This window comes from Brevibacillus sp. FW306-2-1A-C05A (genome assembly GCF_058781555.1).
In genome coordinates, this window is the sequence record NZ_JBYSWV010000055.1 from 1 (window position 1) to 22,917 (window position 22,917).

Annotated in this window: 28 protein-coding genes; 10 read left to right on the forward strand and 18 right to left on the reverse strand. The window is 53.3% G+C overall.

What is annotated here, in order from left to right; all coding sequences use genetic code 11:
• The first annotated feature begins 19 nt into the window (after positions 1-19).
• A complete protein-coding gene (locus AC3WJN_RS22430; protein WP_165328980.1) occupies positions 20-160 on the forward strand; it encodes a hypothetical protein in 141 nt (46 codons plus the stop codon).
• Positions 161-463: 303 nt separating this feature from the next.
• Positions 464-1,060: a sulfite oxidase-like oxidoreductase gene (locus tag AC3WJN_RS22435; protein WP_007785705.1), complete on the forward strand. Its 597-nt coding sequence runs from the start codon at positions 464-466 to the stop codon at positions 1,058-1,060.
• A gap of 171 nt (positions 1,061-1,231) precedes the next feature.
• Here the strand turns inward: AC3WJN_RS22435 and AC3WJN_RS22440 are convergent, their stop codons facing one another.
• From AC3WJN_RS22440 to AC3WJN_RS22450, 3 genes are read right to left on the reverse strand one after another with little or no spacing between them, the layout of a single operon-like run.
• Positions 1,232-1,663 carry a CoA-binding protein gene (locus AC3WJN_RS22440; RefSeq protein ID WP_005836458.1) on the reverse strand — a complete coding sequence of 144 codons (432 nt, stop codon included), beginning with the start codon at positions 1,661-1,663 and terminating at the stop codon, positions 1,232-1,234.
• Between the two features lie 27 nt (positions 1,664-1,690).
• On the reverse strand, positions 1,691-3,190 hold the full coding sequence (locus AC3WJN_RS22445; protein WP_007785708.1) for a leucyl aminopeptidase: 1,500 nt from the start codon (positions 3,188-3,190) through the stop codon (positions 1,691-1,693).
• 54 nt (positions 3,191-3,244) lie between these two features.
• Positions 3,245-3,619, reverse strand: coding sequence for a DUF309 domain-containing protein (locus AC3WJN_RS22450; RefSeq protein ID WP_005836454.1), 375 nt, complete (start codon positions 3,617-3,619; stop codon positions 3,245-3,247).
• Positions 3,620-3,836: 217 nt separating this feature from the next.
• Between AC3WJN_RS22450 and AC3WJN_RS22455 the strand changes: the two genes are divergently transcribed.
• A complete protein-coding gene (locus tag AC3WJN_RS22455) occupies positions 3,837-4,313 on the forward strand; it encodes a divergent PAP2 family protein (RefSeq protein ID WP_005836453.1) in 477 nt (158 codons plus the stop codon).
• 24 nt (positions 4,314-4,337) lie between these two features.
• The gene (locus tag AC3WJN_RS22460; RefSeq protein ID WP_007785710.1) at positions 4,338-5,105 is read left to right on the forward strand and encodes a cobalamin-binding protein; all 768 of its coding nucleotides are present in this window, start codon (positions 4,338-4,340) and stop codon (positions 5,103-5,105) included.
• Positions 5,106-5,258: 153 nt separating this feature from the next.
• On the opposite strand, the gene AC3WJN_RS22465 is transcribed toward AC3WJN_RS22460, so the two are convergent.
• The 6 genes from AC3WJN_RS22465 to AC3WJN_RS22490 form a co-directional block, all read right to left on the reverse strand.
• Positions 5,259-5,876, reverse strand: coding sequence for a 3D domain-containing protein (locus tag AC3WJN_RS22465; RefSeq protein ID WP_007785711.1), 618 nt, complete (start codon positions 5,874-5,876; stop codon positions 5,259-5,261).
• Positions 5,877-6,021: 145 nt separating this feature from the next.
• Positions 6,022-6,282 (reverse strand): YuiB family protein, encoded by a 261-nt coding sequence (locus AC3WJN_RS22470; RefSeq protein WP_005836445.1) that lies wholly within the window; start codon positions 6,280-6,282, stop codon positions 6,022-6,024.
• A gap of 202 nt (positions 6,283-6,484) precedes the next feature.
• Entirely contained in the window at positions 6,485-6,646 is a 162-nt protein-coding gene (locus AC3WJN_RS22475; RefSeq protein ID WP_005836443.1) for a YuiA family protein, read from the reverse strand.
• Between the two features lie 153 nt (positions 6,647-6,799).
• A complete protein-coding gene (locus tag AC3WJN_RS22480) occupies positions 6,800-7,282 on the reverse strand; it encodes an NUDIX domain-containing protein (protein ID WP_005836441.1) in 483 nt (160 codons plus the stop codon).
• Between the two features lie 88 nt (positions 7,283-7,370).
• Entirely contained in the window at positions 7,371-7,622 is a 252-nt protein-coding gene (locus tag AC3WJN_RS22485) for a hypothetical protein (protein ID WP_007785712.1), read from the reverse strand.
• A gap of 3 nt (positions 7,623-7,625) precedes the next feature.
• The gene (locus AC3WJN_RS22490; RefSeq protein ID WP_005836436.1) at positions 7,626-8,816 is read right to left on the reverse strand and encodes an NAD(P)/FAD-dependent oxidoreductase; all 1,191 of its coding nucleotides are present in this window, start codon (positions 8,814-8,816) and stop codon (positions 7,626-7,628) included.
• 337 nt (positions 8,817-9,153) lie between these two features.
• On the opposite strand from AC3WJN_RS22490, the gene AC3WJN_RS22495 reads away from it, so the two are divergent.
• The 4 genes from AC3WJN_RS22495 to AC3WJN_RS22510 all read left to right on the forward strand — a co-directional run bounded on the left by AC3WJN_RS22495 (position 9,154) and on the right by AC3WJN_RS22510 (position 12,478).
• Positions 9,154-10,164: an NAD(P)/FAD-dependent oxidoreductase gene (locus tag AC3WJN_RS22495; protein WP_007785713.1), complete on the forward strand. Its 1,011-nt coding sequence runs from the start codon at positions 9,154-9,156 to the stop codon at positions 10,162-10,164.
• Positions 10,165-10,389: 225 nt separating this feature from the next.
• Positions 10,390-10,659 carry a hypothetical protein gene (locus AC3WJN_RS22500; protein ID WP_005836432.1) on the forward strand — a complete coding sequence of 90 codons (270 nt, stop codon included), beginning with the start codon at positions 10,390-10,392 and terminating at the stop codon, positions 10,657-10,659.
• A 213-nt stretch (positions 10,660-10,872) separates the two neighbouring features.
• Complete coding sequence (locus AC3WJN_RS22505; RefSeq protein ID WP_007785716.1) at positions 10,873-11,832, forward strand: AAA family ATPase; 960 nt, start codon at positions 10,873-10,875, stop codon at positions 11,830-11,832.
• Entirely contained in the window at positions 11,822-12,478 is a 657-nt protein-coding gene (locus tag AC3WJN_RS22510) for an RNA ligase family protein (RefSeq protein WP_007785718.1), read from the forward strand. Before AC3WJN_RS22505 ends, AC3WJN_RS22510 begins: the two co-directional genes overlap by 11 nt.
• Positions 12,479-12,722: 244 nt before the next feature.
• Here AC3WJN_RS22510 and AC3WJN_RS22515 read toward each other — a convergent pair whose 3' ends face one another.
• From AC3WJN_RS22515 to AC3WJN_RS22530, 4 genes are all read right to left on the reverse strand, one after another.
• The gene (locus AC3WJN_RS22515) at positions 12,723-13,361 is read right to left on the reverse strand and encodes a hypothetical protein (protein WP_007785720.1); all 639 of its coding nucleotides are present in this window, start codon (positions 13,359-13,361) and stop codon (positions 12,723-12,725) included.
• A 154-nt stretch (positions 13,362-13,515) separates the two neighbouring features.
• Positions 13,516-13,878 (reverse strand): hypothetical protein, encoded by a 363-nt coding sequence (locus AC3WJN_RS22520; protein ID WP_035317468.1) that lies wholly within the window; start codon positions 13,876-13,878, stop codon positions 13,516-13,518.
• Positions 13,879-14,485: 607 nt separating this feature from the next.
• A complete protein-coding gene (locus tag AC3WJN_RS22525) occupies positions 14,486-14,878 on the reverse strand; it encodes a cupredoxin domain-containing protein (RefSeq protein WP_005836423.1) in 393 nt (130 codons plus the stop codon).
• A gap of 114 nt (positions 14,879-14,992) precedes the next feature.
• Positions 14,993-16,324, reverse strand: a complete 1,332-nt coding sequence (locus AC3WJN_RS22530; protein ID WP_007785726.1) for a helix-turn-helix domain-containing protein — start codon at positions 16,322-16,324, stop codon at positions 14,993-14,995.
• Positions 16,325-16,854: 530 nt separating this feature from the next.
• On the opposite strand from AC3WJN_RS22530, the gene AC3WJN_RS22535 reads away from it, so the two are divergent.
• On the forward strand, positions 16,855-17,403 hold the full coding sequence (locus AC3WJN_RS22535) for a hypothetical protein (RefSeq protein WP_007785727.1): 549 nt from the start codon (positions 16,855-16,857) through the stop codon (positions 17,401-17,403).
• Positions 17,404-17,427: 24 nt separating this feature from the next.
• Here the strand turns inward: AC3WJN_RS22535 and AC3WJN_RS22540 are convergent, their stop codons facing one another.
• The 5 genes from AC3WJN_RS22540 to AC3WJN_RS22560 all read right to left on the reverse strand — a co-directional run bounded on the left by AC3WJN_RS22540 (position 17,428) and on the right by AC3WJN_RS22560 (position 21,441).
• Complete coding sequence (locus AC3WJN_RS22540; RefSeq protein ID WP_007785728.1) at positions 17,428-18,915, reverse strand: DUF4153 domain-containing protein; 1,488 nt, start codon at positions 18,913-18,915, stop codon at positions 17,428-17,430.
• 198 nt (positions 18,916-19,113) lie between these two features.
• Positions 19,114-19,887 (reverse strand): hypothetical protein, encoded by a 774-nt coding sequence (locus AC3WJN_RS22545; RefSeq protein ID WP_007785730.1) that lies wholly within the window; start codon positions 19,885-19,887, stop codon positions 19,114-19,116.
• A gap of 103 nt (positions 19,888-19,990) precedes the next feature.
• Positions 19,991-20,575 (reverse strand): RNA polymerase sigma factor, encoded by a 585-nt coding sequence (locus AC3WJN_RS22550; RefSeq protein WP_005836412.1) that lies wholly within the window; start codon positions 20,573-20,575, stop codon positions 19,991-19,993.
• A gap of 143 nt (positions 20,576-20,718) precedes the next feature.
• Positions 20,719-21,078, reverse strand: coding sequence for an iron-sulfur cluster insertion protein ErpA (gene erpA / locus AC3WJN_RS22555; RefSeq protein ID WP_005836410.1), 360 nt, complete (start codon positions 21,076-21,078; stop codon positions 20,719-20,721).
• 144 nt (positions 21,079-21,222) lie between these two features.
• Positions 21,223-21,441, reverse strand: a complete 219-nt coding sequence (locus tag AC3WJN_RS22560; protein WP_007785732.1) for an aspartyl-phosphate phosphatase Spo0E family protein — start codon at positions 21,439-21,441, stop codon at positions 21,223-21,225.
• Between the two features lie 323 nt (positions 21,442-21,764).
• Between AC3WJN_RS22560 and mqnE the strand changes: the two genes are divergently transcribed.
• Positions 21,765-22,868, forward strand: a complete 1,104-nt coding sequence (gene mqnE / locus AC3WJN_RS22565; RefSeq protein WP_005836406.1) for an aminofutalosine synthase MqnE — start codon at positions 21,765-21,767, stop codon at positions 22,866-22,868.
• The last annotated feature ends 49 nt before the right edge of the window (positions 22,869-22,917 follow it).

Below are 22,917 nucleotides of genomic sequence, written 5' to 3' on the forward strand. Positions count from 1 at the left end.
TGACCGGAGGGGATTTTTTATGCCACCACATAAAGGGCAAAAGCAGCAGCGGTATGACGAAGGAACAAAGAGGGAAGCTGTACGGCTGCGGGTAGAGGAGCAATGGAGCTACCCGATGATTATGGAAAGCACAGTTTACCGCCAAGGCAAAAGCCGCTGACCCTGCTTGTCATACTCCTTTTTTGGGCAACCTATTATCTTTGGGTTTATTTCGAAAAAAATAACAAGTGAGACAAAAACGGATGAGCTCGCCGCCACCCCTGGCGTTTCGTGTATATGACAATAAGCAGAGACGTCGTCTCCAGCGTGACCCCGTCGGCTCGTATCGCTTCTGGCGTTCGCGTACGACAATAGCAGAGACTGCAACTGCACTTCCGCCGCTGTTTTTCTTGCACGCGATTGCTTTTGCTGGATATGATAAGAAAAGAAGGACAAGCGGATATGAACAGCGAGGAGTGGAGCTATGTTTATCAACCAACCGACAGATACAAAGCGCGACCGCATTCCCCCTAACCAAAAGCAGACGACAGGCTTTCCGGTATTGCACTATGGAGAGGTTCCCGAATATACGGACCTCGCTACCGAGTGGAGCTTCCGCCTGTTCGGACTCGTCGAGGAAGAAGTCACGCTCACCTATGAGCAAATGATGGCTCTGCCAAAAAGCGAAGTCACGAACGACATTCATTGCGTGACGGGTTGGAGCAAGCTGGACAACAAATGGGAAGGCATCCCGGTGGAAGAAGTGCTGAAGCTGGTAAGAGTCAAGCCGGAAGCGAAGTACGTCATGCTGCACGCCGAGCACGGCTGGACGGTGAACATGCCGCTGGCCGACTTCATGAAAGCCGGCAATCTGTTCGCCACCAAGCACAATAGCGAGGACCTGACACCTGAACACGGCTGGCCGCTGCGTTTCGTCCTCCCGCACCTCTACTTCTGGAAAAGCGCAAAGTGGGTGCGCGGTGTCGAGTTTTTGGAGAAGGACAAGCAAGGTTTTTGGGAGAAAAATGGATACCATATGTATGGTGATCCTTGGAAAGAACAAAGGTTCGCATGGGATTGATTGAGGTTTACAGGGGCGGGAGACCGCCTCTTTATTTTTTCGATGAGTTTCATTCACATCGTACGCAGCTACCGAGACGAGTTGCTGCTTTTTTGCAAGTGCCGCCAACAAAAAAACCCCCGCCAAACAGCGAGGGTCCTTTCCAAAGCTCCACAACTCCACCACTAACACTTATTTCCCCACACGCAGCAGCGCGTGGTCTACCTTGATGCACAAATCTTGCACAACCTCGATGTCTTCCGCGCGGACAAGGCTCGCCGCCTCTTCGTTGGCGATTCCTTGCTGCATCCAGAACACCTTTGGCTTGTGCTTCATTTTCAGCGCATCCTGGGCGACAGGCAAAATGTCCTCGCTTTTGCGGAACACGTTCACGATGTCCACCTGCTGATCCAGCTCTTGCAGGCTGGCGACGGCTTTTTCGCCCAGAACGGTTTCTCCGGCGATGACAGGGTTGACCGGGATGATGCGGTAGCCGGCATTTTGCATGGCCTGCGCCACCATGTAGCTGGTGCGGTCCGGTTTGTTGGACAGTCCTACCACGGCGATAGTCTTCGCTTCCTCAAGCAGTTGACGACGGGTTTCGTTGCTAGGATTTTGGCTCATGTCAAAACACTCCTTCTCTTTTTCGGCTTAAGATTGGCTGCGGCCTGCGACAAACTCGGCAATCGTGCGGGTCATGACGCCTGTGCCGCCAGGAGGCTGCATGTCGCCTGCTGTAGCGGTGTACGCCGTACCGGCGATGTCCAGATGCACCCATGGCGTATCGCCGACGAATTCCTGCAGGAACACGCCGCCGATGATGCCGTGCCCATAGCGCCCGCCCGAGTTTTTCAGGTCGGCAAAACGGCTCTTGTTCAGGCTGCGGTACTCTTCAAACATAGGCAACTGCCACAGACGCTCGCCAGCGGTGTCTGCTGCGCCAAGCAGCTCGTTCATGAGCGCCTGGTTGTTCGTCATTGCCCCGGAGCAGTAATGTCCGAGAGCGACGACGATGCCGCCTGTCAGCGTAGCGGCGTCGACGATGCACGACACGCCCTGCTCTTTTGCATACGTGATGCAGTCAGCCAAAACGAGGCGGCCTTCCGCATCTGTCGTGATGATCTCGACCGTTTTTCCGCTCATGGTCGTAATCACGTCGCCAGGGCGGAATGCCGTGCCGGATGGCATGTTTTCCACCGTTCCGATGACGGCGAGCACGTTGACCTTCGGCTTCATTTGGCCCAGCGCTTCCAGTGCGCCGATCATCGCAGCCGCGCCGCCCATGTCCGACTTCATGTCTTCCATGCCCGCTACTGGCTTGATGGAGATGCCGCCTGTATCGAATGTCACGCCTTTGCCGATCAGGCCGATGACGTCGTCCCATGTCTCTCTGCCCTGATATTTGACCGCTACCACGTACGGCGCAAGCTCGCTGCCTTTTGCGACGCTGAGGACGCCGCCCATGCCCAGCTCTTCCAGCTTCGCTTTATCCAGCACCTCCACCGTCATTCCGTAGCGCTCCGCTACGGCGACTGCCGCATCTTTCAAGGCGCGCGGCGTCAAGTAGTTGGCAGGCTCGTTCACGAGCGTGCGCGCCAGGTTGGTGCCGGAAACGAGCGCACTGCCCCGCAGCACGCCTGTTTGCACGGCGCTTGCGGCGTCATCGGCAGCCAGAATCCGCACGGTTGCGATGGGCGGAAACTCCCGCTTCGCTTTTTGGCGATAGCCTTCGTAGTTGTATTCAGCCAGTCCGAACGCTTCCGTCACGGCCTGGGACAGACGCTCCGCGCTCATGTGCTCGGTTGTCGGCAGGTCAATCGCGACGATTTTCGCCTTGCCTTTGGAAGCGACCGTTTTTGCTGCCCGTCCCCACGCATTGCGCGCTGCGACAAAGTCAAACTTGGCCGGCTCGCCCATGCCGACGATGAGCAATTTTTTCGCGGCGATCCGGTTCAAGCCATGGATCACCGTTACCTCTTTTGCTTCGCCCGTAATCTCTCCTTCTTGCTGCAAACCGCTGAGGCTTCCGGCAAAAGCCGCTTCCAGCTCCGGGTACACCTGGGAAAGCTGCTCCCCTTTCCAAAGCGGCACGACCAGCTCGTCGCATGCGTAGCTCACGAGCTGCGAGCGTTTTTCTACGGTTACTTCCATATACTCTTCCCTCTTTCGCTGTGATAGGATACAATTATGGGCACATTTGTGTTTTTAACACGATGTGTCTACATACAAGCGCAAGGATGGAAACGTCATGGCTTTCGCCTCTGCGTACGGGATGGCATCCTGATCCGGCAATACAGCCTCGCACTTCTCTATGTAACGAAGCACTTCCTCTACGTCTAGCCCCCAATGCACGGGTCCGTAGCGGGACAAATACTTCCGCGCATTGCCAAACATCCAGCGAGCGCCTTTCAAATTGCCGTATTCGAGATGGTACAGTCCGACTGATAGTTGCAGCAATCCTTGCAAAAACTTATCGGATTTGTCCTCCATCCAGATGTCTTCCAGCAGATCGTGGCATTCGTAGTACTCCCCTTCATTGAACTTTTCAATGAACTGCAAATACTGCGCGGGATACTCCATGGATGCACGCCTCCGTTTCACACCTGCTTTTTTCCAAAAAAGCTGCCTCGCGAAGAAGCGCCTGCACGTATATGGCTGACCTTCCAACCAGGAGCTTTCCTTATGGTACCACAGATTGGCAACGCTTAAAATCCAAACGAAAACTTCACGGATTAAGACAACGCCCTTCTGTTACAATAATCAAGAGAAGCGTACAGTAGAAAGGAATGGATTTTCCGTGGCGGATATTCTCGAAAACTTCCCCTTATGGGCTGCACTAATTGCCATAGGAATCGCCCAATTTATCAAAATTCCCCTCCATTTTTTTGCAACGAAAACATGGCAATGGTCGCTGTTGCTCAGCACTGGCGGTATGCCCAGCTCCCACTCCTCTGCCGTGACCGCACTGTCGACCGCTGTTGGGCTGCGGGAAGGCTTTTCCAGCAACATGTTTGCTATCTCCGCCATTCTCGGCGTGATCGTCATGTTCGATGCCGCAGGCGTTCGCCGTCATGCCGGTATGCAAGCCGTTGTCTTAAACAAGCTCGTGGACGAATTTAACCACCTTCTGGGAGGCATGAAATCGTTAAAAGTGCGCCCGAACCAGGAAAAAGCGAAGAAGCTGAAAGAGCTGCTCGGCCATCAGCCGATCGAGGTGCTGATTGGCGGATGGCTCGGCGTCATGATCGCATTGTTGGTGCAGCCGTTTTTTTAGGACGTTTCCACAGGGGGGATTCACATGCGTATCGTTTCCATCTGTCCGAGCAATACGGAAATCCTCTATTATTTAGGTCTGCATGAGCACGTAGTGGGGCTGGACGATCACTCCGACTGGCCTCCCGAATGGCAGCACTTGCCCCGCGTCGGCCCCGACCTCTCCATCGACATGGAGCGGGTAGTTGCGCTCCAGCCTGATCTGGTCGTCGCCTCGCTGAGCGTCCCCGGCATGGAAAAAAATGTGGAGGCGCTGCGGGAGCGAGGAATCCCGCATATCGTGCTGAATCCGTCGCGAATCGGCGAAATCGCCGCTGACATCAGGCTGGTCGGCGAAGCGACAGGCTTTCACAAGCAAGCCGAGCAGCTTGCGGCTTCCTTTGACGAAAGAATAGAAAGCATCCGACAACAGACCGCTGCCTTTTCCCGCCGCCCTAAGCTGTACTGGGAATGGTGGCCCAACCCGATCTACACCCCGGGCCGGGAAAACTGGCTGACAGACGTGAGCGAGATCGCCGGGGCCGTCAATGTGTTCGCCGACTTTCCCGTCGCCAACGTGAAGGCGACGCGGGAGATGGTGCAGGAGCGCGACCCTGACCATATATGCGTTGTCTGGTGCGGGATCGAGCTTCGGCGCATCAAGCCGGAAACGATCACGAGCCGCCCGGAGTGGAGCGACATGACAGCGATTCGCCAGGGCCAGGTTCACTTGCTGGAGGAAGGGCTGTACTGCCGTCCGTCTCCCCGCATTCTCGACGGGCTGGAGCAGCTCGTCAAGCTGATTCATACATAAGCCAAGGCTGCGCCGCCAATCCGCGTACTTGCCAGCCAAGCCAAAAAACGTTCAAAGCCATCGCCTTGAACGTTTTTTTCTGTTTGCTTTCCTACCGCCGTTGCGGTATTTTTTGTCTTCGCTTTCGTTATGCAGTTGTTTTGGTCCGGGCATCTAGTTGGCTACTTCCGCCATCGCGGCGATGCCCTTTTGGTTCAGGTTGTTGAGAAAAGCCTCGGTCAGCTTTCCTTCCCCGCGTCTGACGATATATACATCGACTGATTTTTTGCCCCATTGGTTGAATACGTCTTGCTTCGTCTCGAAGTACAGGTCGATCTTGTGTCCGCGAATCGCTCCGCCCTTGTCCGCCACAACCCCGTATCCGTAGCCTGGTATGTACAGGATCGTTCCCAGCGGGAAAATGCGCAAGTCAGCGGCAATCGTCGAATAGTCGTCCCGGCGAACCTTCACGCCCGAGTACGTAATCCCGTAGGACGGGTCGGAAGGGTTTTTTCCGGTCGACTCGAACCCGGCGTAGTAGCCGGTCGCGACGACGCGAACTTTTGGGTATTGATCGAGAACTACATCCGCTTTATCAATGACTTGAGTGAGTGAACTGGCCGATACTGTCCGTTTTTTGACGACCCGTTGCCCCTCTTTGATTTCCTTGATTCCGAAGGTGGATTGGAGATTGTGGTCTCCTACCACGTTGTAGCCGTATCCATCGCTTGCAAACGCCGTCAAGACCAGGATGAACAGCGCGAGGATACTTACGAACTGCTTCCCATTCATTTCTTGGTAAACCTCCTCTCGGTTCTAGTCATGTCCCGAAGAGGAGAAAACTATACACAAATTTTGGATTGTTTCAGAAAGATTCAGTATGTTTCTTCATGGCAAAAGAAAAACAGGCCCTCAAACAAGGCCTGTCTTGCATCCGCTAAAACATCCGGTATCCTTTTTTGCGCAGGGTAGAAATCGTCCAGCCGCTGCCGACAGTCCCTGCCATTCCGCAGCCGAGAATCACGGCATCCCAGACGCCGGGAACGATCTTTTGATAGATCAGCGCCCCTACGACCACGCCAACTCCGATCACGACTGGAAGCCATGTCGTTTTCAAAATCATGTTTAAAATAAACCCAATGCCAAAACCGAGCACGGTGAACAAAACGATGGAAACCATAAATTGCAATAAGCTCATCGACCGCAAGACCTCCTGCCATCGTCTCCGGCTTTGCCTTTTTTCGGTCGGCAAATCAAAGGAGGACGGGCTGTTTTCGCCTTTTAGTGTAGCAAAAATGGCAGATACAGGTCAATACGAACAACCGCCGCGAGCGCAGACGAAAAGAACCGCCGGGCATCATCCCCTGACGGCTCTTGCTCTATGCAACAACGGTTGTGTGCTATTTGTTCGTGGATACTGCTTCCTGATGAACGTCTTTTCCTGCGCCATCACAGTTCGGGCAATTTTCCGTGCCACCCAGGAGCAGTTGGAAATACCCTTGGCCATGGCAGTACGGGCATTGTTCTTGGTTATGTCTCATGATGAGCTCCCCTTTCTCCATACATGCTCCGTTATTAATTGCATGTATTTTCAGATTATTTCGATGTATCTAACTATAGCAGAACAGAACCATTCTTCACAACACAGTTTTTCTCCGATATCGCAGAAAAAACCGCGATGTAAGCGGAAACATCGCGGTTTAGCTTTCCTATTCTCAGCCTTGCTTGAAGATTTTATAGGAGGTGTACTGAAAGACGGGATCAATCTCATAGGATTGCCCTTCCATGCCTTCCTCCCGTCTTGTATAGCCAGGCAAAATAATTTTCAAGTATGTAGAAGAAAGCGGGTCATCCATCAGCTCGCGAATCGGCAAAAATCGCGCCTCCACAATTTCGCCCTCCTGTGGACGAGGCTCGCCGCTCACGTAATCCATCCAGAAAACGACCATGTTGTCGCTGATCGACTCGCGAATGACGCCCGAGCGGATGCCCGCGATCTGCCGCACGACAGCCTTGACACCCGTTTCTTCCAAAACCTCGCGCGCCGCTGCCTCGTCGACCGTCTCGCCCTCCTGCACAAACCCCGCCGGAAACGACCATTGTCCCTTCAGCCCGCTGTACGCTTTTTTGACTACCAGCGCTTCTTCCCCGCGGATGACGATCCCGCAGGCTCCCAGCCACACTTTTCCTTCGCGCATGCTGCTCGCTTCCTTTCTCCTCCAAGCTTTCTGTCCCACTTTTGATTGTACACGAAACCCCCGGCAATCGCTCGCCGGGGGTACCAGATCAATCGTCGTCGTCATCCAGAAGCCCATTGTCAATCATGTAGCGCAGATTTTCCCGATCCCTCTCCCGGCCCTTTTCCTTGAGCCGATCGATGGCAGGCAGGATGAGAATATCTACCTCACGCTGTACATGCCATGCCAGGTCGTGCCGCCCTTGCTCTTCCAAAAAAGCGCCCACTTCCATCAACGCATTGTACCGCTCCATTTCGTCGCGGGTCATCAGCCCTCTGACTTGAATGCTCGCGTGACGCATCGCTTACAGCTTCACCTTTTTCAGCGCAAGGCCGACGCCGCCGATTTTGTACAGGTAGCGCAGGTCGCTTGCCTTTTTCATCATCGCTGCTGTGCTGCCAAACAGCTTTTTCGAGCCGACCTGGCCGATTCCTTCGCCTTTGCCGAGAGAGGCCAGCGTGCCTTGCAGATGCGGGACGAACTTTTGCGGAAGCTCTCCGCGAATGAGCGCGGCGAGGTTTTCTCCGAGCGTCTCGCCTTCCTGCACGGCGATTTGCGCTGTCGGCGGATACGGACGTCCTTCCTCGTTGAAAATGAGGGCGCAGTCGCCGACGACAAACACATTTTCATAGCCAGGCGCACGCAAGTATTCGTCTACCTTGACGCGGCCGCGCATGACCTCGAATCCCGCTTTTTCCACGATGCTGTTGCCGCGAACACCCGCTGCCCAGACCACCGTTTTCGATTTGATCTCTTCCCCGGTCGCCAAAAGCACTCCATCCGGCGTGCACTGCTTGATCGGGGTGCCGATTTTGAACTCGATGCCTTTGCGCTCCAGCACGTCCATCGCGTACTGAACCAGCTCGGGATCGAAGCCCGGCAGCGCAGATGGCGCCGCTTCGATGCAATACACCTTGACCAGCTCAGGGTCCACGTCAAACTCCTGGCACAGCTCAGGCAGGCGATCGCCCAACTCTCCGCAAAATTCGATTCCCGTAAAGCCAGCGCCCCCGACCACGAAAGTCAGATAGTCAGTGCGGTGCGGCTCGTTTTTATATTTGGAAAACATGTACTCGATATGCTCGCGAATATGGCGGACGGCGTTGATGCTGCGAATGCTGAAGGCGTGCTCTTTCAGCCCTTCGATGCCAAACGTCTCCGGCTCGCTGCCAAGCCCGATCACGAGGTAATCGTACGTCAGCACGTCGCCGCTTTCCAGCGTGACGCTCTGTTCTTCCGGCTGGATCGACTGGACCGTGCCTTTGACAAACTGCACTTTGTCCTGATTCAAAAGCTTTTCCAGATTGACGCGCGCATGGTCAGCAGAAGCCGTGCCCGCAGCCGGCTCGTGCAGCCAGGTCGTGATGTAATGATAGTTGTGCTTGTTTACGAGCGTAATTTCCGCCTCGTTGTAATTCAGCTTTTTTTGAAGCTGCAACGTGGTCAGCAAACCGCCGTATCCTGCGCCAAGAATGAGGATTTTGGGTGTACTCATCGGTATCCCTTCCATTCATTGTTAATGGTAACCAGAGGAAGTTTGTGCGAAATTTCACGTAGGCTGTTACGTACTAAGATGCCCCAACGAATAAAAAATGACGTATCGAAAATGATTGCCTGTTATGTCCTAAAATCCAACCTGTGAAAAAAAGCACAAACTTGCAAACAACAAATGTGACAATTTCTTTACAGTCACCCTCATCTTATCGGGTGCTACCGTGATTTGCAAGGGTTTTTTGCCCAAGAAGCCGAATTTTCCCTGCTTTTTTTTCTTTCATTTGTTGGGTTATAATGGGTGGGGAGTTCGTTTTTCGACTATTCGGAGGTGCTTTCGATTGAATTTTCTGCAAAAGGACGAGCAAATCTACGACATTACGATCATTGGTGGAGGTCCTGCCGGTTTGTTCACCGCTTTTTACGGCGGCATGCGGCAGGCAAGTGTGAAAATCATTGAGAGCATGCCCCAGCTTGGCGGGCAACTGTCTGCTCTCTATCCGGAAAAATACATTTACGATGTAGCCGGGTTCCCGAAGGTTTTGGCGCAAGATTTAATCAATAATCTGAAGGAGCAGATTTCGCGTTTTCAGCAAACCGTTTGCCTGGAAGAGAAAGTGGAAAACGTAGAAAAAAAAGCGGACGATGTATTTGAAATCACTACGGACAAAGGCGTACACTACTCCAAGTCTGTCATCATCACAGCCGGCGTGGGCGCGTTCGAACCCCGCAGACTGGAACATCCGGATGTCGTCAAATTTGAAAAATCCAATCTGCACTATTTTGTCACCGACCTGAACTCCTTCAAAGGACAGCGCGTCGCCGTCGTTGGCGGCGGAGACTCCGCTCTCGACTGGTCTTTGATGCTCGAACCGATCGCGAAAGAAGTCCACCTCATCCACCGCAGAGACAAGTTCCGCGCCCATGAGCACAGTGTAGAAATGCTCATGGCGTCCAAAGTAAACGTCACGACGCCTTTTGAAATATCCGCCCTTCACGGCGAAGAAAAAATCGAACGGATTACCCTCACGAACTGCACCACGAAAGAAGAGCGCGATCTGGAAGTCGACGCCGTCATCGTCAACTTCGGCTTTATCTCCTCGCTCGGCCCGATCAAAAACTGGGGGCTTGAGCTGGAAAAAGGCTCGATCGTCGTCAATTCCCGCATGGAGTCGAACATTCCTGGCATTTTCGCTGCAGGCGACATCGCCACCTATCCGGGCAAAGTCAAGCTGATTGCCGTCGGCTTCGGCGAGGCTCCTACCGCTGTCAACAACGCGGTGGCCTACTTCAATCCGGACGCCAAATTGCAGCCGGGGCATTCCTCCAGCATGGACAACTTCAAGTCTTGATCGTCCCAAACCGTTATGGCCGTCTTGCCGCGCGCAGGCGGTCACACTGCTTTGCTTTTTTACAATCACCCCGTCCTTGTGCTGCCTGTGCTGTTGCGGCGCAAGGATTTTTTTCGTTACGGCTACGAGCCAGGCGTGCGGGTGTACGCATAGCTGACGGCGTTCTGACACACAGTAGAAAAAGCAAAGCGATACGCATGCGCCTATGTTCTGGAGGGAAAAACCATGGACCACCTCTGCCCGGTTTGCAATGGATTGGCTTCTCTCTCGCAAGCTTGCCAACGCTGCGGCACCCTGCTCGCAGACGCCGGACGCCTGTACGACTACTACGGCGATTACAGCCCTTATCGGGAAATCGACGACGCCAAGCTGGACAACGGCTATCCGGATCGCCGCAACCACCAGTGCCTGCACACAGGCTGGTGCAGCTTTTGCCAGGCCGAACAAACCGTAGCTGTGCAGGAATGGACACCCGACAAGCTATTTTACGAGTAAACGAAAAACACGCAAGCATCCCGTCCCGTCCGCTTACGGATACGGGATGTTTTTCCTGCCTCGCTCCCTCTCCCATTTTTTTCTTCCCTTTTGCCAAATTCACGCTATAATATAAGGAATTATTTGTTAAAGGACGGAATCAACATGTAATGCGCAAACAGTCGACCCCATGCACCTGTCACCTGGCATCACCTTTGAGGGGAGCGTCTTTTTATGAACAAATTAATCATGATGGTCGGCATTCCCGGCAGCGGCAAAACCCGTGCGGCAGAGCAGATCGCGAAAAAGGAACGGGCAGTGCTCGTCTCCACGGATGCCGTTCGGCTGGAGCTGTTTGGCGACGAAGCGAAGCGGCGCAAAAATCCGCTCGTCTTTCAGGCTGTTTACGCCCGTATCGGGCAGGCGTTTGCTGCGGGAAGCGACGTTGTCTTCGACGCGACGAATGTCGATCGGGACAAGCGGATAGCGGTTCTGGAGCGTTTTGCGCCAGCGATCGCGGAATGCTACTACTTGAATACGCCGTTTGACGTCTGCCTGCAACGAAATCAGGCGCGAAAAAGAAAGCTGGACGCAAGCGTGCTGGAAAAGTACCGCAAAAACCTGCATTTCCCGCTGCACCGGGAAGGCTTTTCCACGGTTCATCTGGTGCACGAGCCTGCTGCTTACGGCATGACCAAAGAAGCTTTTACCGCCTTGGTGCAAAGCGAGCCTGCCTACGACGAGCTGTTCGCTGCCTTGGGCAAGGTCTCGTTTTTTCAGCAAATGAAAGATTTTCCGCAAGACAACCCGCATCATCAGCACACGCTCTGCCGGCACACGTACCACGTCCTCGAGTACGTCAACACCTTTTACGAAGAGGACGACAAGCTGCTGCTGCAAATCGTCGCGCTGTTTCATGACGTGGGAAAATTGTACACAAAAGTGTTCAAGGAAGCGAAAGGCCACTATAGCTACTACGGGCACGAGTACGTCTCCAGCCAAATCGCCGCGCATTTTTTAAAGGAGCTGGGCTTCGCCGACGCGTTCGTCTTCCAGGCTGTCGCGCTGATCGAGATGCACATGAAAATTGCCTACGGCGGCGACGAAGGCGCTTCGGAGATTTACCATCTGGCAGGAGCGGACCTGCTGACGAAGCTGTACTTTTTCAAAGAGGCGGATCACTATGGAAAATAAGCAGACGACCTTTTACCGAAAGTATCCGCGCACCTTTCATCTGCCCTGGTCCAGAAGCAAAACCGACGACGATCGGATTTTGCGCGATACCTCTCACTTTGTCGGCAAAGAAATCGTCGTGACGGAAAAGCTGGACGGAGAAAACACCAGCCTGTACCGCGACTATATGCACGCCCGCTCGATTGACAGCCGCGACCACCCTTCCCGCCATTGGGTCAAAATGCTTCACGGCTCGATCGCCCACCTGCTTCCCCCCGGCTACCGCATCTGCGGGGAAAACGTGTTTGCCAAACATTCGATTGGGTACGCGGAGCTGACGAGCTACTTCTACCTGTTCTCCGTCTGGGATGACCAGAACGTCTGCCTCGGTTGGGACGATACCGTCGAGTGGGCGGAGCTGCTGGGTCTGGAAACGCCGCCTGTCCTCTACCGCGGCCCGTGGGACGAGGAAAAGGTGAAGGCGTGCTACACGCGGCAATCCGTGTTTGGCGGCGAGCAGGAAGGGTACGTCGTGCGGCTTACCGCTTCGTTTGCCTACGCCGATTTCAAATACAGCGCGGCGAAGTTCGTGCGCAAAAATCACGTGCAAACGGATCAGCATTGGATGGCGAAGGCTGTGGAACCGAATATGCTGAAGCTGGAGTAACTGCTGGAGTTGGGGGTATTGGCTGGTGCTGTCGTGAGTGGCTAGCCGCTGCTGTCGCCGTAATTGACTGCTGCTGTCGCCGCAATTGGCTTTCCTGCTTGGCGGCGGGATGCCGTTTCAGCTCCTTTTCGTTGCCGTACCCAGCCGAACGACGACACTTTGACGTTGCCCGAACTGGCCCCGCAACAAAAACAGGCGTGCTCGAACCCTCATCCGGTTCGCACGCCTTTTTCTTTTCTCCCGCCTACTTTTTCCTTTGCTCCAGCTTTTTGGCCAAGAGCGCATTTTTTGCTTTCATTTGTTCCAGCATTTGCGGCAGCACCTCTTTGATTTTCGCCGCATCTCCCGATTCAATCGCGGCGTGAAAGGCTTCGTGCGTCATGCGCATTTTTTCCATCCGGGCTTTCCTGGCGTCGCGATCTTCCTTCGCGCCCGGCATCGCCATGTTTTTCTCCTTCCACTGGGCGAGCTGCTGCTCCATTTGCTCGTTGGTGATTTCGCCTTTTTTCACCTGCTCGTTCAGCTTGCTGACGAGCTGCCTGCGCTCCTCGCGCTTCGCCTTCCATTTCGGGTCTTCGCGCAGGGCGGCAAACTCGCTCATCAGTCGCTCCCGCTCCTTGAACACCTCTTGCCACTGGGCCACGCTGTCCGGGGTGTATTTTTCTGCCAAAAGCAGCATGTACATCTTCTGATGAACGCTGCCATGCATGCCGTGGCGCATTTTTTTGTGCATCTGCCCATGCTCGCCATGGTCGTGCGCCATCCGGCTCGCTGGCGTCATCTCTGTGTCGGGCAGCCCCGGCTCCGCCGCCTGTGCGAAGCTCGGCAGGGCCAGCCCCATCGCAATCGTTGCAATCACCATGCTGTTTTTCCACTTGTTCATGCTGCTTTCTCCTTTTCGCTCATCCTTGGCTTGGCATTGCGTTGCGCCAAGGGGTATTTGGTTTTTCGCCTTGCTAGTCGTCAGTTTTTCCAGCAGTTGTGGCAGGATTGTCGTGGAATTATGTAAAAATGTGTAATTTCTTTTCGCTGCCCGTCTATAAAGGCCGCAGCCCTGCCCTATTCAGGCCAAACAGCTTCACCAATCCCATCTGCTCCAGATCATGCCGCGTCTTTTCCGTACCGTGCTCGTAAATCAGCCGATAAATATCCCGCAAGTTGTCATCGTACTCGTCGTTGTCCCGGTCCGGCATGTCGGACCAAAGGGTATGTCCATGCATCCACATCATGAAGTCGCCGTGCATACAGTTGTTGAACAGGTCACGCATCATCCCGACTTCCACATCTGTCGCCTCGATTTCAAAATCGTAAGTGGCGGAGCCTTTTTCATCACGGATCTCGGCAACCGTCGTCCCGGCCTGCAGCGTGACGTAATATTTCTTTTTTTCCAAGGATGTCATCTCCATTCGCGAAAACCGACTTGAAAACATTTCCTCCTTACCTTGTGCAAAAAGCGCGGAAAACATGTGTTGTCCGGGCTGAGCAGAGGGGGTGTCGCTGCTCTTTCGAGGCGCAAGACGGTCACAGGTGGTCAACCGTTGCCTTCATGCCGCGGAACTTCGATGTCGCTGCTCTTTCGTTTCGCAGCGTTGTCACAATGCGGCCCGGTACTGCGCTTTTTGCAAGCTGGTCGCTGTGCGGCATTTTCTAGCTTTTTCACGCGAGAACACCTGGCCCCGCCACGCTTTTTGGGCTTATGGCAAAGTCCTCACCCTACTTCTACGCACGAAAAAGCCCTCCGCGCAAACGGGGGCTTTTGGTTGTCTGGTCTTCTATTTGTCTTCCTTGCGCAAATTGTGGCCCGTATTTTCTCCGGTCTTGGGCGGCGTGCTGCGCGAGCCTGCCGACGCTTCTGTCGGGCGCTTGTCTTTGTTGTTGTGCTTGGACATGAGGGACCCTCCCTTGTTGTATCATGCTGTGCTACCTGTGTAGTATGCCCCATGTCCCCGCGAAAAAAAGAAAACACCCTGACCCGCGAAAAGCGAGCCAGAGTGTTTGGTTCCGTGTTTATTTGACTACCAGTGTCGCGAGCATTTTGCCGTGATCCGGCCCGCAGATGACATTGCAGAAAATTTTATATTCACCAGGCTGATCGACTTTCAACGTTTTGCTGCCGTCTTTTTGAATATCTACGTCCAAACCTTCAATCCCGATTCCGTGGAAGCCTTCGGTCGACTTGAAGTTAATCGTAAACTCTTCGCCTGCTTTTACTTCATAGGTGTCCTGGTTAAACTTCCAGTTGCTAGCTTCGATGTTGATCGCGTTGCCAGTAGTCGCCGTTGCTGGAGCCTCTGTAGTAGAATTGCTATTCGCCGCCTGCTCCTTTTCGCCGCCGCATGCTGTCATCAGCATCGCCGAGAAGGCAACTGCCGAAACCAACAGAGTCCACTTCTTGTTCACAATGACCCCTTCTTTCTACTTGATTCTACACTTCCATCTTACTGGAAAGTAGCTGTCCAAAATCTGGGAATCTGTGACCGAATCGTGACGAATTTGCTACCAATTGTTGAACACTCAAACAGTTTGGCCGTCTGTATTCGCTGGCAGTTGAATCTGGTAAATCTTCGTCGGACGCCCCCGCAGCTTCTCCTGCTTTTTGTACAAAATTTTCGCGACGCCTTTTTCCTCCAGCCGATTCAGGATGCGGTTGGCGCTGCGCACCGTAAGTCCCAGATGGTACGCCAGCTCGTCCGCCGTCAGCTCGTTGCTCTCCGTTTTGGCGAGCACGGCCAAAATTTTTTGCAACTGCAACGTCGACAAGTCCGTCTCTTCGCTCCAGCGCTGGATGTAGTCGGTGATCTGGTTGCGGTATTGCAGGCACGTCTCCTCGCCGAGCGGCCCGATGACCTGGTCGCTGTCCGTCACGACGTACGTGCCGGAAGTTTTGCCTGCTGCCGACATGCTGTTCGCCGATTGGGCATTCATCCTCGCCTTGTACATGCTGTTGCCCACTCCCCAGCCGATGTGCACCGGAAACGGCAGCGTCTTTTCCAGATAGGTGAGCAAAAGACAATGAGTGAGGTTGTCCGTCAAGAGCTTCAAGTCTTTGAACGAGCTGATGATTTCGAAGCTCGACGCGGATTTCTGGATGATGAACGGCACTTTTTTCTCGGTGCTGAACTCCAGCAGCGATTTGTGCAGCAGCATTTGCCGCAGCTCCCACTCGTTGAGGCTCTCTTTTTGTGTCTCGACGTTTCCAATCGTAATATGTCCGATCGCGATCCGGCTCTCCGCCAGCTTGATCGCGGAAAGCTCCGTTGCCATCTGCTCAAACTGCGCGGCAACCGACTCCGGCGAAGGAAACACGTACAGATGCGGCACTCCGCGATCGGTCAGCGCCTGCACGATGTTGCTCATCCTCGTCATCGAAAAGTCGATCTTGCCCGCCTGCCACAGCCGCAAATGCTCGTCCAGCACCGCTTCGTAAATCTGGTCGTTCACTTCCACCGGTGAGAGCGTGTACGGCATCGAGTCCGCTCCGACGACTTCTTTCAAGCCAAGGAAGTTGTTTTGCGCAAAAACAAAATCAATATACACTCTGGAAAAATCCAGGTCGCGATTGCGCAGGCTAAGCTGGAACAGCTTTTTATAAAATTCCTGCTCGCTGATCTGGAGGGTATATGTCGGGATCGGGAAGCTGCCCCATTCTTGCATGAGGTACGCATACGCAAGCTCGGTCAGGACAAAGCCGTCGACATGCTGCTGGTTTTGCCGGTAGAGGTTCGTCGTTTCATGCAGGCGATGATACGGCAGCATGACCAACTCGCAACTGTCCTGGAGGCGCATGGGCACGGATACCAATTCTTTCAAAGAGTGCTGGGCAATGATCGCACCCAAACGGATCATCAAGATTCCTCCTTTCACTCTTTTGTCATTATAGGAGATTTACGCTCCTTTGAAAATATTTCGAAAAGACTTGCAATACACAAAACGATGGCGTAAAGTTATTTTCAGAAAACGTCTATAAAGTGTCTAAAAATAGTTTTCAGAAAGGAGGAACGCGCTCCCCTGTCGCCTGAGACGGTCATGTCCCGCCATTTGCCCACCCAACAATGAAAACGCTATCAAGGAGGCCTTACGATGAACAACCCGGCTATCGCCAACAGCAAGAACAAGTACCTGGTCCTCGGACTTCTCTGCCTCGCCGCTGATCGCTGACCAAAAAAAAGCGTGAACAAAAGCCCTTGCGCCGCTGCTTTGTCGAGTAGACGGCGAGAAGGGCTTTTCCTAATCGTGGTTAATCCGATAGACGGTGATTTCCGGAAAGCAAAAAAGACGGACAGGCAACCTGGCTGTCCCCAAGCCACGGCTGATGCCAAACAGGCCGACGTTCTCGTCCGCTTTTTGCCCGACGTGAAAATGCTTGTAGGCGCCGATTGTGCGGCCAAAGATTCGGACCTGCCCACCGTGCCAACCATACCGCAGCTTGCAGTTGCGCCCGCCCGCCTGATCCGCTGACGGCACTGGAGCGATCGGACGCTGTTTTCGCCGGAAAAGTGCTGCAAGTAAACAAGCACACGAACTGGCGCAACTGGATTCCGTTTTGGACTTCGCCAGGCATCTGGGGCTACGACGTTATGTTTGAAGTGCAGACCGCCTGGAAAGGGGTAGACCAGACACAGGTCCTCATCGTCACGGACGGCGTTGGCGGCGGATGCGGCATCGCTTTTCAGCCTGGTGACGACTATCTCGTGTACGCTTCGTATTGGGAGGGAAGCGATCTGGCATCCAACATTTGCACCCGGACTACCTTGCTCGCGAATGCCGCAGAAGACATGCAGGTGCTGGGAGCCGGTGCCGCTCCGACCAGCCCGGCCGATTCCGTCTGGACGCGGCAGCTTGGCGTGTACGGCTGGATAGCCGCCATTGCTGCCGCAGGTGCACTGCTTATGTTTTATGTGTCCAGCCAAAAGCGGAGACGATAGCCTCACCCGTCTCCGCTTTCCTCCCTACGGCAACTGCAATTGCTGCCTTGCCCGATACTTCGACAGGTTGAACGACTGCCAGCTCGCCTCTGCCTGCAATTCCTCCCGCATGTTTTCCAAATAATACGCGACGTCCTCGCGCAGCGATTCGTCCGCCTTCAGTTCCAGCAAATACGGAACCACATCGTACGACAGCCTGCCCAAATACTCGACGTCGATACTTTTCGTGGCATAGTAGCGCTCCATGTTGTTTTTGGCGATGATGACGTCCATGTTGATGTAGTTGAGCAGCACGTAGCTCACGAGCGACACCACCGCATAATACTTGATGAGCGAAAACGTATGCCGCCAAATTTTGCACAAGGCGATCGCGAACAAGATCAGCAAAAAGATCATGAAGATGTGCGCGAGCAGACGGCTATGCGTGTAACCGTACGCCTCCTCATACAGCGACAGCCGAAAATAGGCGGAAAAGAGCATGAAGCTCGTGCATACCGTCAACACAGTGAGCAGCACCTGCACGACCCGGTACAGCAGCCGCTTGGCCCGCGAAACCAGGTGCATGGTGCAGAGCAGGATCAAAAAATTAATCACCGTTACCGTCACCAGCTCATTGAAGCCGTTTTTGGCGTACTCGGCATAGGTCAGGCCGTCCGGGAGCGCCGCTTTGGCTCCGCTGAACAAATACGAAATCTGGACATATGTAAACGCGGCGTACACCAAATCAATCATCGCCAGAACCGTCACCAAAATCACGCCGTCCCAGACCAGCTTGCCCTCTTTTGGCGGCAGCGGAATTTCTACAGCTTCCTCCCTTTTGCCAAAAAGCGAGTACAGGTAGCCGAATACGAGCAGCGTCACAAGCCCGATCAAAAACAGGCGAAAGGCGCCTTCTACCGCATCCAGGTCAATCATCCTGTTCGGAATTTCGTGCAAAAAATGCCCAAACACCTGATCTGCTTGCGACAACAGCGTCAGCACGACGAGCAAAATCGGCAGCGAGATTCCTACCCCGATCATCACTTTTTTCAGCACGCCGTACTTCTCCTGATTCATCCGCTCCTTGAGCCATTCTCTCGTCAAGGCAAAGGGCAGGCGCGTATGCTTGAGCGTGAAGTAAAACAGTGTTTCCAAAAGCTCGCCCACAAAGCCAAGCTCGTACCACTTCGCCTTGTGCCGCCCCGTGAGCAGCATCGTCTGGAGCACGAACAAAATCGGCACGAGAACAAAGTTGAACAATTGAAAATATTCGTTGGAAAACAGGGCGAAGGACAGCGCCAGCAGGACGATCGGCACCGTCAGCAGCCACCCGTACACATGCTTTCGCGAAAAGCTCAGTTGCCCGTGCCGCCTGGCCTGCCAGCCGTACAGCGCATACATCGCGATGACAAACAGCAAATACGAGATGCCAAACTCCTTGCCGTAAAACAAAAGATCCCCCAAACAGCCGATTGCGAACGCCCCCAGCAGCAACCACTGCAACGCTTTTTGCTCTTGTGACCATTCCGCCACACGATTCACTCCTTACGATACGATATTCGCTCATTGGAAAAAGCAACGAGTCCGCAGCTTTTTGTTGCGCTGCTGCCTTTGGTTAGTACGCACAGGCTCGGCTGTTTGTTACAAATTGCTGGAAAATCCACCTTTCTTTCCTTTTCGACCGAAAAAAAGCCCAACACCAGGTGTGGGGCTTTCGCGCAGCGCTTATCGCTAATTCAGCTTTTCGGCAATCGCGAGCAATTCCTCTTTTGTAATCGCTGCGGTCTTCGTGCTCACCTCGAAAAGCAGCTTGCTGTTGTCGTTGTAAAACTTCACGGTGCGCATATCCGTGCCGTCTGGAAGCTTGTTTGCGACATACAGCGCTTCTTTTTTCTGTACGCTCACTTTTTCCACGGTTTCATCCGGTCCCGCTTCCTCCGTGATGTACTGCATCCGGTCGAAGTTCGTAATGACGACCGTGACCTTGCCTTTCGTTCCGTTGTACTCGGTCGCGACGGAATCAATGCGCGGCTCGGGGGAGACTTTGCGAACCACGAAGTCTTTTTTGCCCTGCTCTGCTTCCTTGTACATGTCTTCGAACAATTCCGGCTGGCGATGGTTGAACGAATAATTGACCACTCCGGTTGCAAACCGGTACCCGCCCGCGAGGCTCTCCGGGAAGGCATAGAAGCTTCCGGTTTCTTGTTGCAGGGCAGACGTCGTCTCATGAATCACGGGAATGCGTGTAAAAAATACTCGTTTGTCCGGGTTGTCTGGCCCTGGTATGTAGATCGCCGCACTCTCTCCCGGTTTGAGCGTATCGCGCGCCTGATCGAATTTGGATTTTTTCTCTTCGTTGACTTCCGTTTTGTTCTCTGTTTGCTCCACCTTCACGACGACTTCGCCCTGCTCGTTTTTCAGATCGTACACTTTCATCGCCGCATAAGCGGATGTCACCCCAAAGGCGAGAATAACTGCCACAATCAATCCGATTCTTTTTTTCATAGGAACCTCCCGCGTTTTTTGGTTACGTTCTTTGATTTTTTGAAGGACCCGATTTTTGACATCGAAATCATCGTCTGCTGCTGCCATCAGTTTCTGCTTCCACTCACCTTGTTGCTGAGATCGTGTCATGACTATCACCGCCTTCACTTACGAGCATGTAGGATTTGCACTTTTTCACAATTCGCTCATACTGCTTTCGCAGCGTGGCAGGCTTTGTATCGAACAAAGCGGCCAGCTCGTCGTAGCTGTATTCCTCGACGACGCGCAAAATCAGCAGGTTGCGCTCACTCGCTGACAGCTTGGATACCGCCATGTGAAGAGGGGTGCTCACATACTCGGTGTCTTCGACTTTCTTCTCGCCCTCATGCTTGCTGAACGTCTGCATCCCGGCGCGCAGCAAAGTGAGGATACGCCCGCGTTTCGCCCGGTTTAACACGTTGACGCAATGATGGTAGGCGATCTTGTACAGCCAGGCGGAAAAAGAGACGGTCTGCCGATAGCTGTCCAATTGCTCGTACGCTTTCAGGAAAACTTCCTGGACGGCATCCTCCGCTTCCTGGCGATGTCCCAGCATGTGGTAGCAGTAGACGAAAAGCTGCCTTTGCATCGCGTCGATGATGATGCCAAACTGGTCAATATCCCCGGCTCTGACCTCCTTTACTACTTGCTCGATCTCGTTACGATCCAACCCTCTCACCTCCAATTGACACATATAACAAACAAAGCGGTCATTTTGTGACAGGAAACCAAAAAACCTCCCTGACCTGTGCATCGAGCGTGCACAAGCCAAAGAGGTCTGATCTTCTTGCTATTCATCCTGTCCAGGACAGCTTAGTCGTCGCACTTCTCCGCCTTGCCCTCAGCCAGCGCCGTCTTGAACGACGAGCCACAGCCGCAGGAAGCAATCGCATTCGGATTCTCAATGGAAAAGCCTCCGCCCATCATGGATTCCTTGAAGTCAATTTCGGTTCCTTTAATGTATAGGTAACTGTCCTTGTCGACAACAATTTTCACACCATGCTGTTCGAAGGTGACGTCGCCTTCCTTCATTTCCTGATCCCAGCCCATTCCATAGGTGAAGCCGCTGCATCCGCCTGGTCGGACGCCTACCCGCAAAAACAATCCGGGTTTATTTTCTGCCGCCAACATTTCCTTTACTTTGAGGCTGGCTCTCTCTGTCAATGTAATCATGCTTGACTCCCTCCTTTGCAGGCTACCTTTACACTTTCTATATGTTCAGTATACAAAAGAAGCAACCTTTCTCACAAGGTTCCCCTGCACTTCGGGCGCTCATACCGCCTCCCAGGCAAAACAAAAAAGAGGGGCTCCCCCTCCTTATGCAAAAAAAGCATTGTTCTCGGTCAAATAAAAACGATACGTCTTCTTTCGGCTTGCCTTAGACAGATTATGATCTATCTGGTTCAGTTCGTTGTGTAGTTGATCAATTTGCATACTGTATTCTAGGACTTCTGGATGATCCAACCCAAACTCTAACCCCATATTTACCATACGCTGTCGAAGGAGTTCGATTTTTTCGAGCAAAACGTCCCTCATGCTGAAGCTCCTCCTAATAGTAGATCAGGCTTTCTTACTATATTTTACAAGAACGGCTATGATTTCGCAAACAAAATTTCCCACATTCCCCAAAATTCCCGCAAAAAAATGGCGATAAATGTTAGAATTTTACAAGAGAGAGTTGGAGAACTTATGTTATTGTTCGTACATACTAACAGGTTTATAATATAGATGCCTTGTTGCCCGAGATTTTCCCTTTTTCTTAGAGCTTTCTCCACCCCCAAGGAACGTTTTTGAGTGGGTATGGCCTGGATGTACAGCTCTTATCCCTTACCATTCGATCTAGAAAGGAAGTGTTTGGAATGGCGCTTGATACGATTGCCATCCAAGACAAATCACTCGCCGGAATCGCGGAAAAAGTCTTGCACGGTGAACGCCTGACTTTGGAAGACGGCGTTACTCTGTTTAACTCCAACGATCTCCTGACGATTGGACAGTTGGCAAACATTGTCAATTATCGCAAAAACGAAGATAAGGTTTACTTTTTGCAAAATCTCTACATCAACCCGACAAACGTTTGCGAAGCTCACTGTAGATTTTGCGGATTCCGTCGCGATGAAGGCGACGAGGGTGCTTACACAATGAACAAGGAAGAGTTGCTTCATTATGTAGAAACCCGCTTCCATCCGGGTATCCGTGAATTTCACATCGTAGGCGGCCACAATCAGCACAAGCCGTTCGAATACTACGTGGACAATGTTCGCATTTTGAAGCAGGCTTATCCCGATGTCACCATCAAAGCGTACACCGGGGCTGAAATCGAGTTCTTCTCCCGCATCTCTGGCCTCTCCATTCGCGAAGTATTGCAGGAGCTGACAAAAGCCGGACTGGAAACGTTGACGGGCGGCGGCGCCGAGATTTTGACTGAGCGCTACCGCATGAAAATGAGCCCGGAAAAGGCGAGCACAGACATGTACTTGCAAGTTCACCGCACCGCTCACGAACTGGGCTTGAAAACACATACGACCATGCTCTACGGCTCCATCGAAACGTTGGAAGAGCGCGTCATTCACATGCTGCGCCTGCGCGAGCTGCAAGACGAGACGAACGGCTTCATGGTCTTCATCCCGCTCGCCGTTCAGCCGATCAAGGCAACGGCCGGAATCAAGCGCCGCAACTCCGCGATCGACGACCTGAAAACGATGGCGATCAGCCGCCTCATGCTGGATAACTTCCAGCACATCAAGGCTTACTTCATTAATATTGGGACGCAGTTGACCCAGCTTTCGCTGACGATGGGAATTTCCGATGCGCACGGTACGTTGATCGAGGAGCGCATCAGTCACTCGGCAGGGGCCCTCACCCAGCAGGCACTGACTGTCGATGAACTGGTCTGGCTGATTAAAGGCGCTGGCAAACGCGCCCTGGAACGCGACACCTTCTACAACGTCATCAAAGAACATTAAAAACGCCAAAAAGCTGATGCCCGCCACCAACAGGCATCAGCTTCTTTTT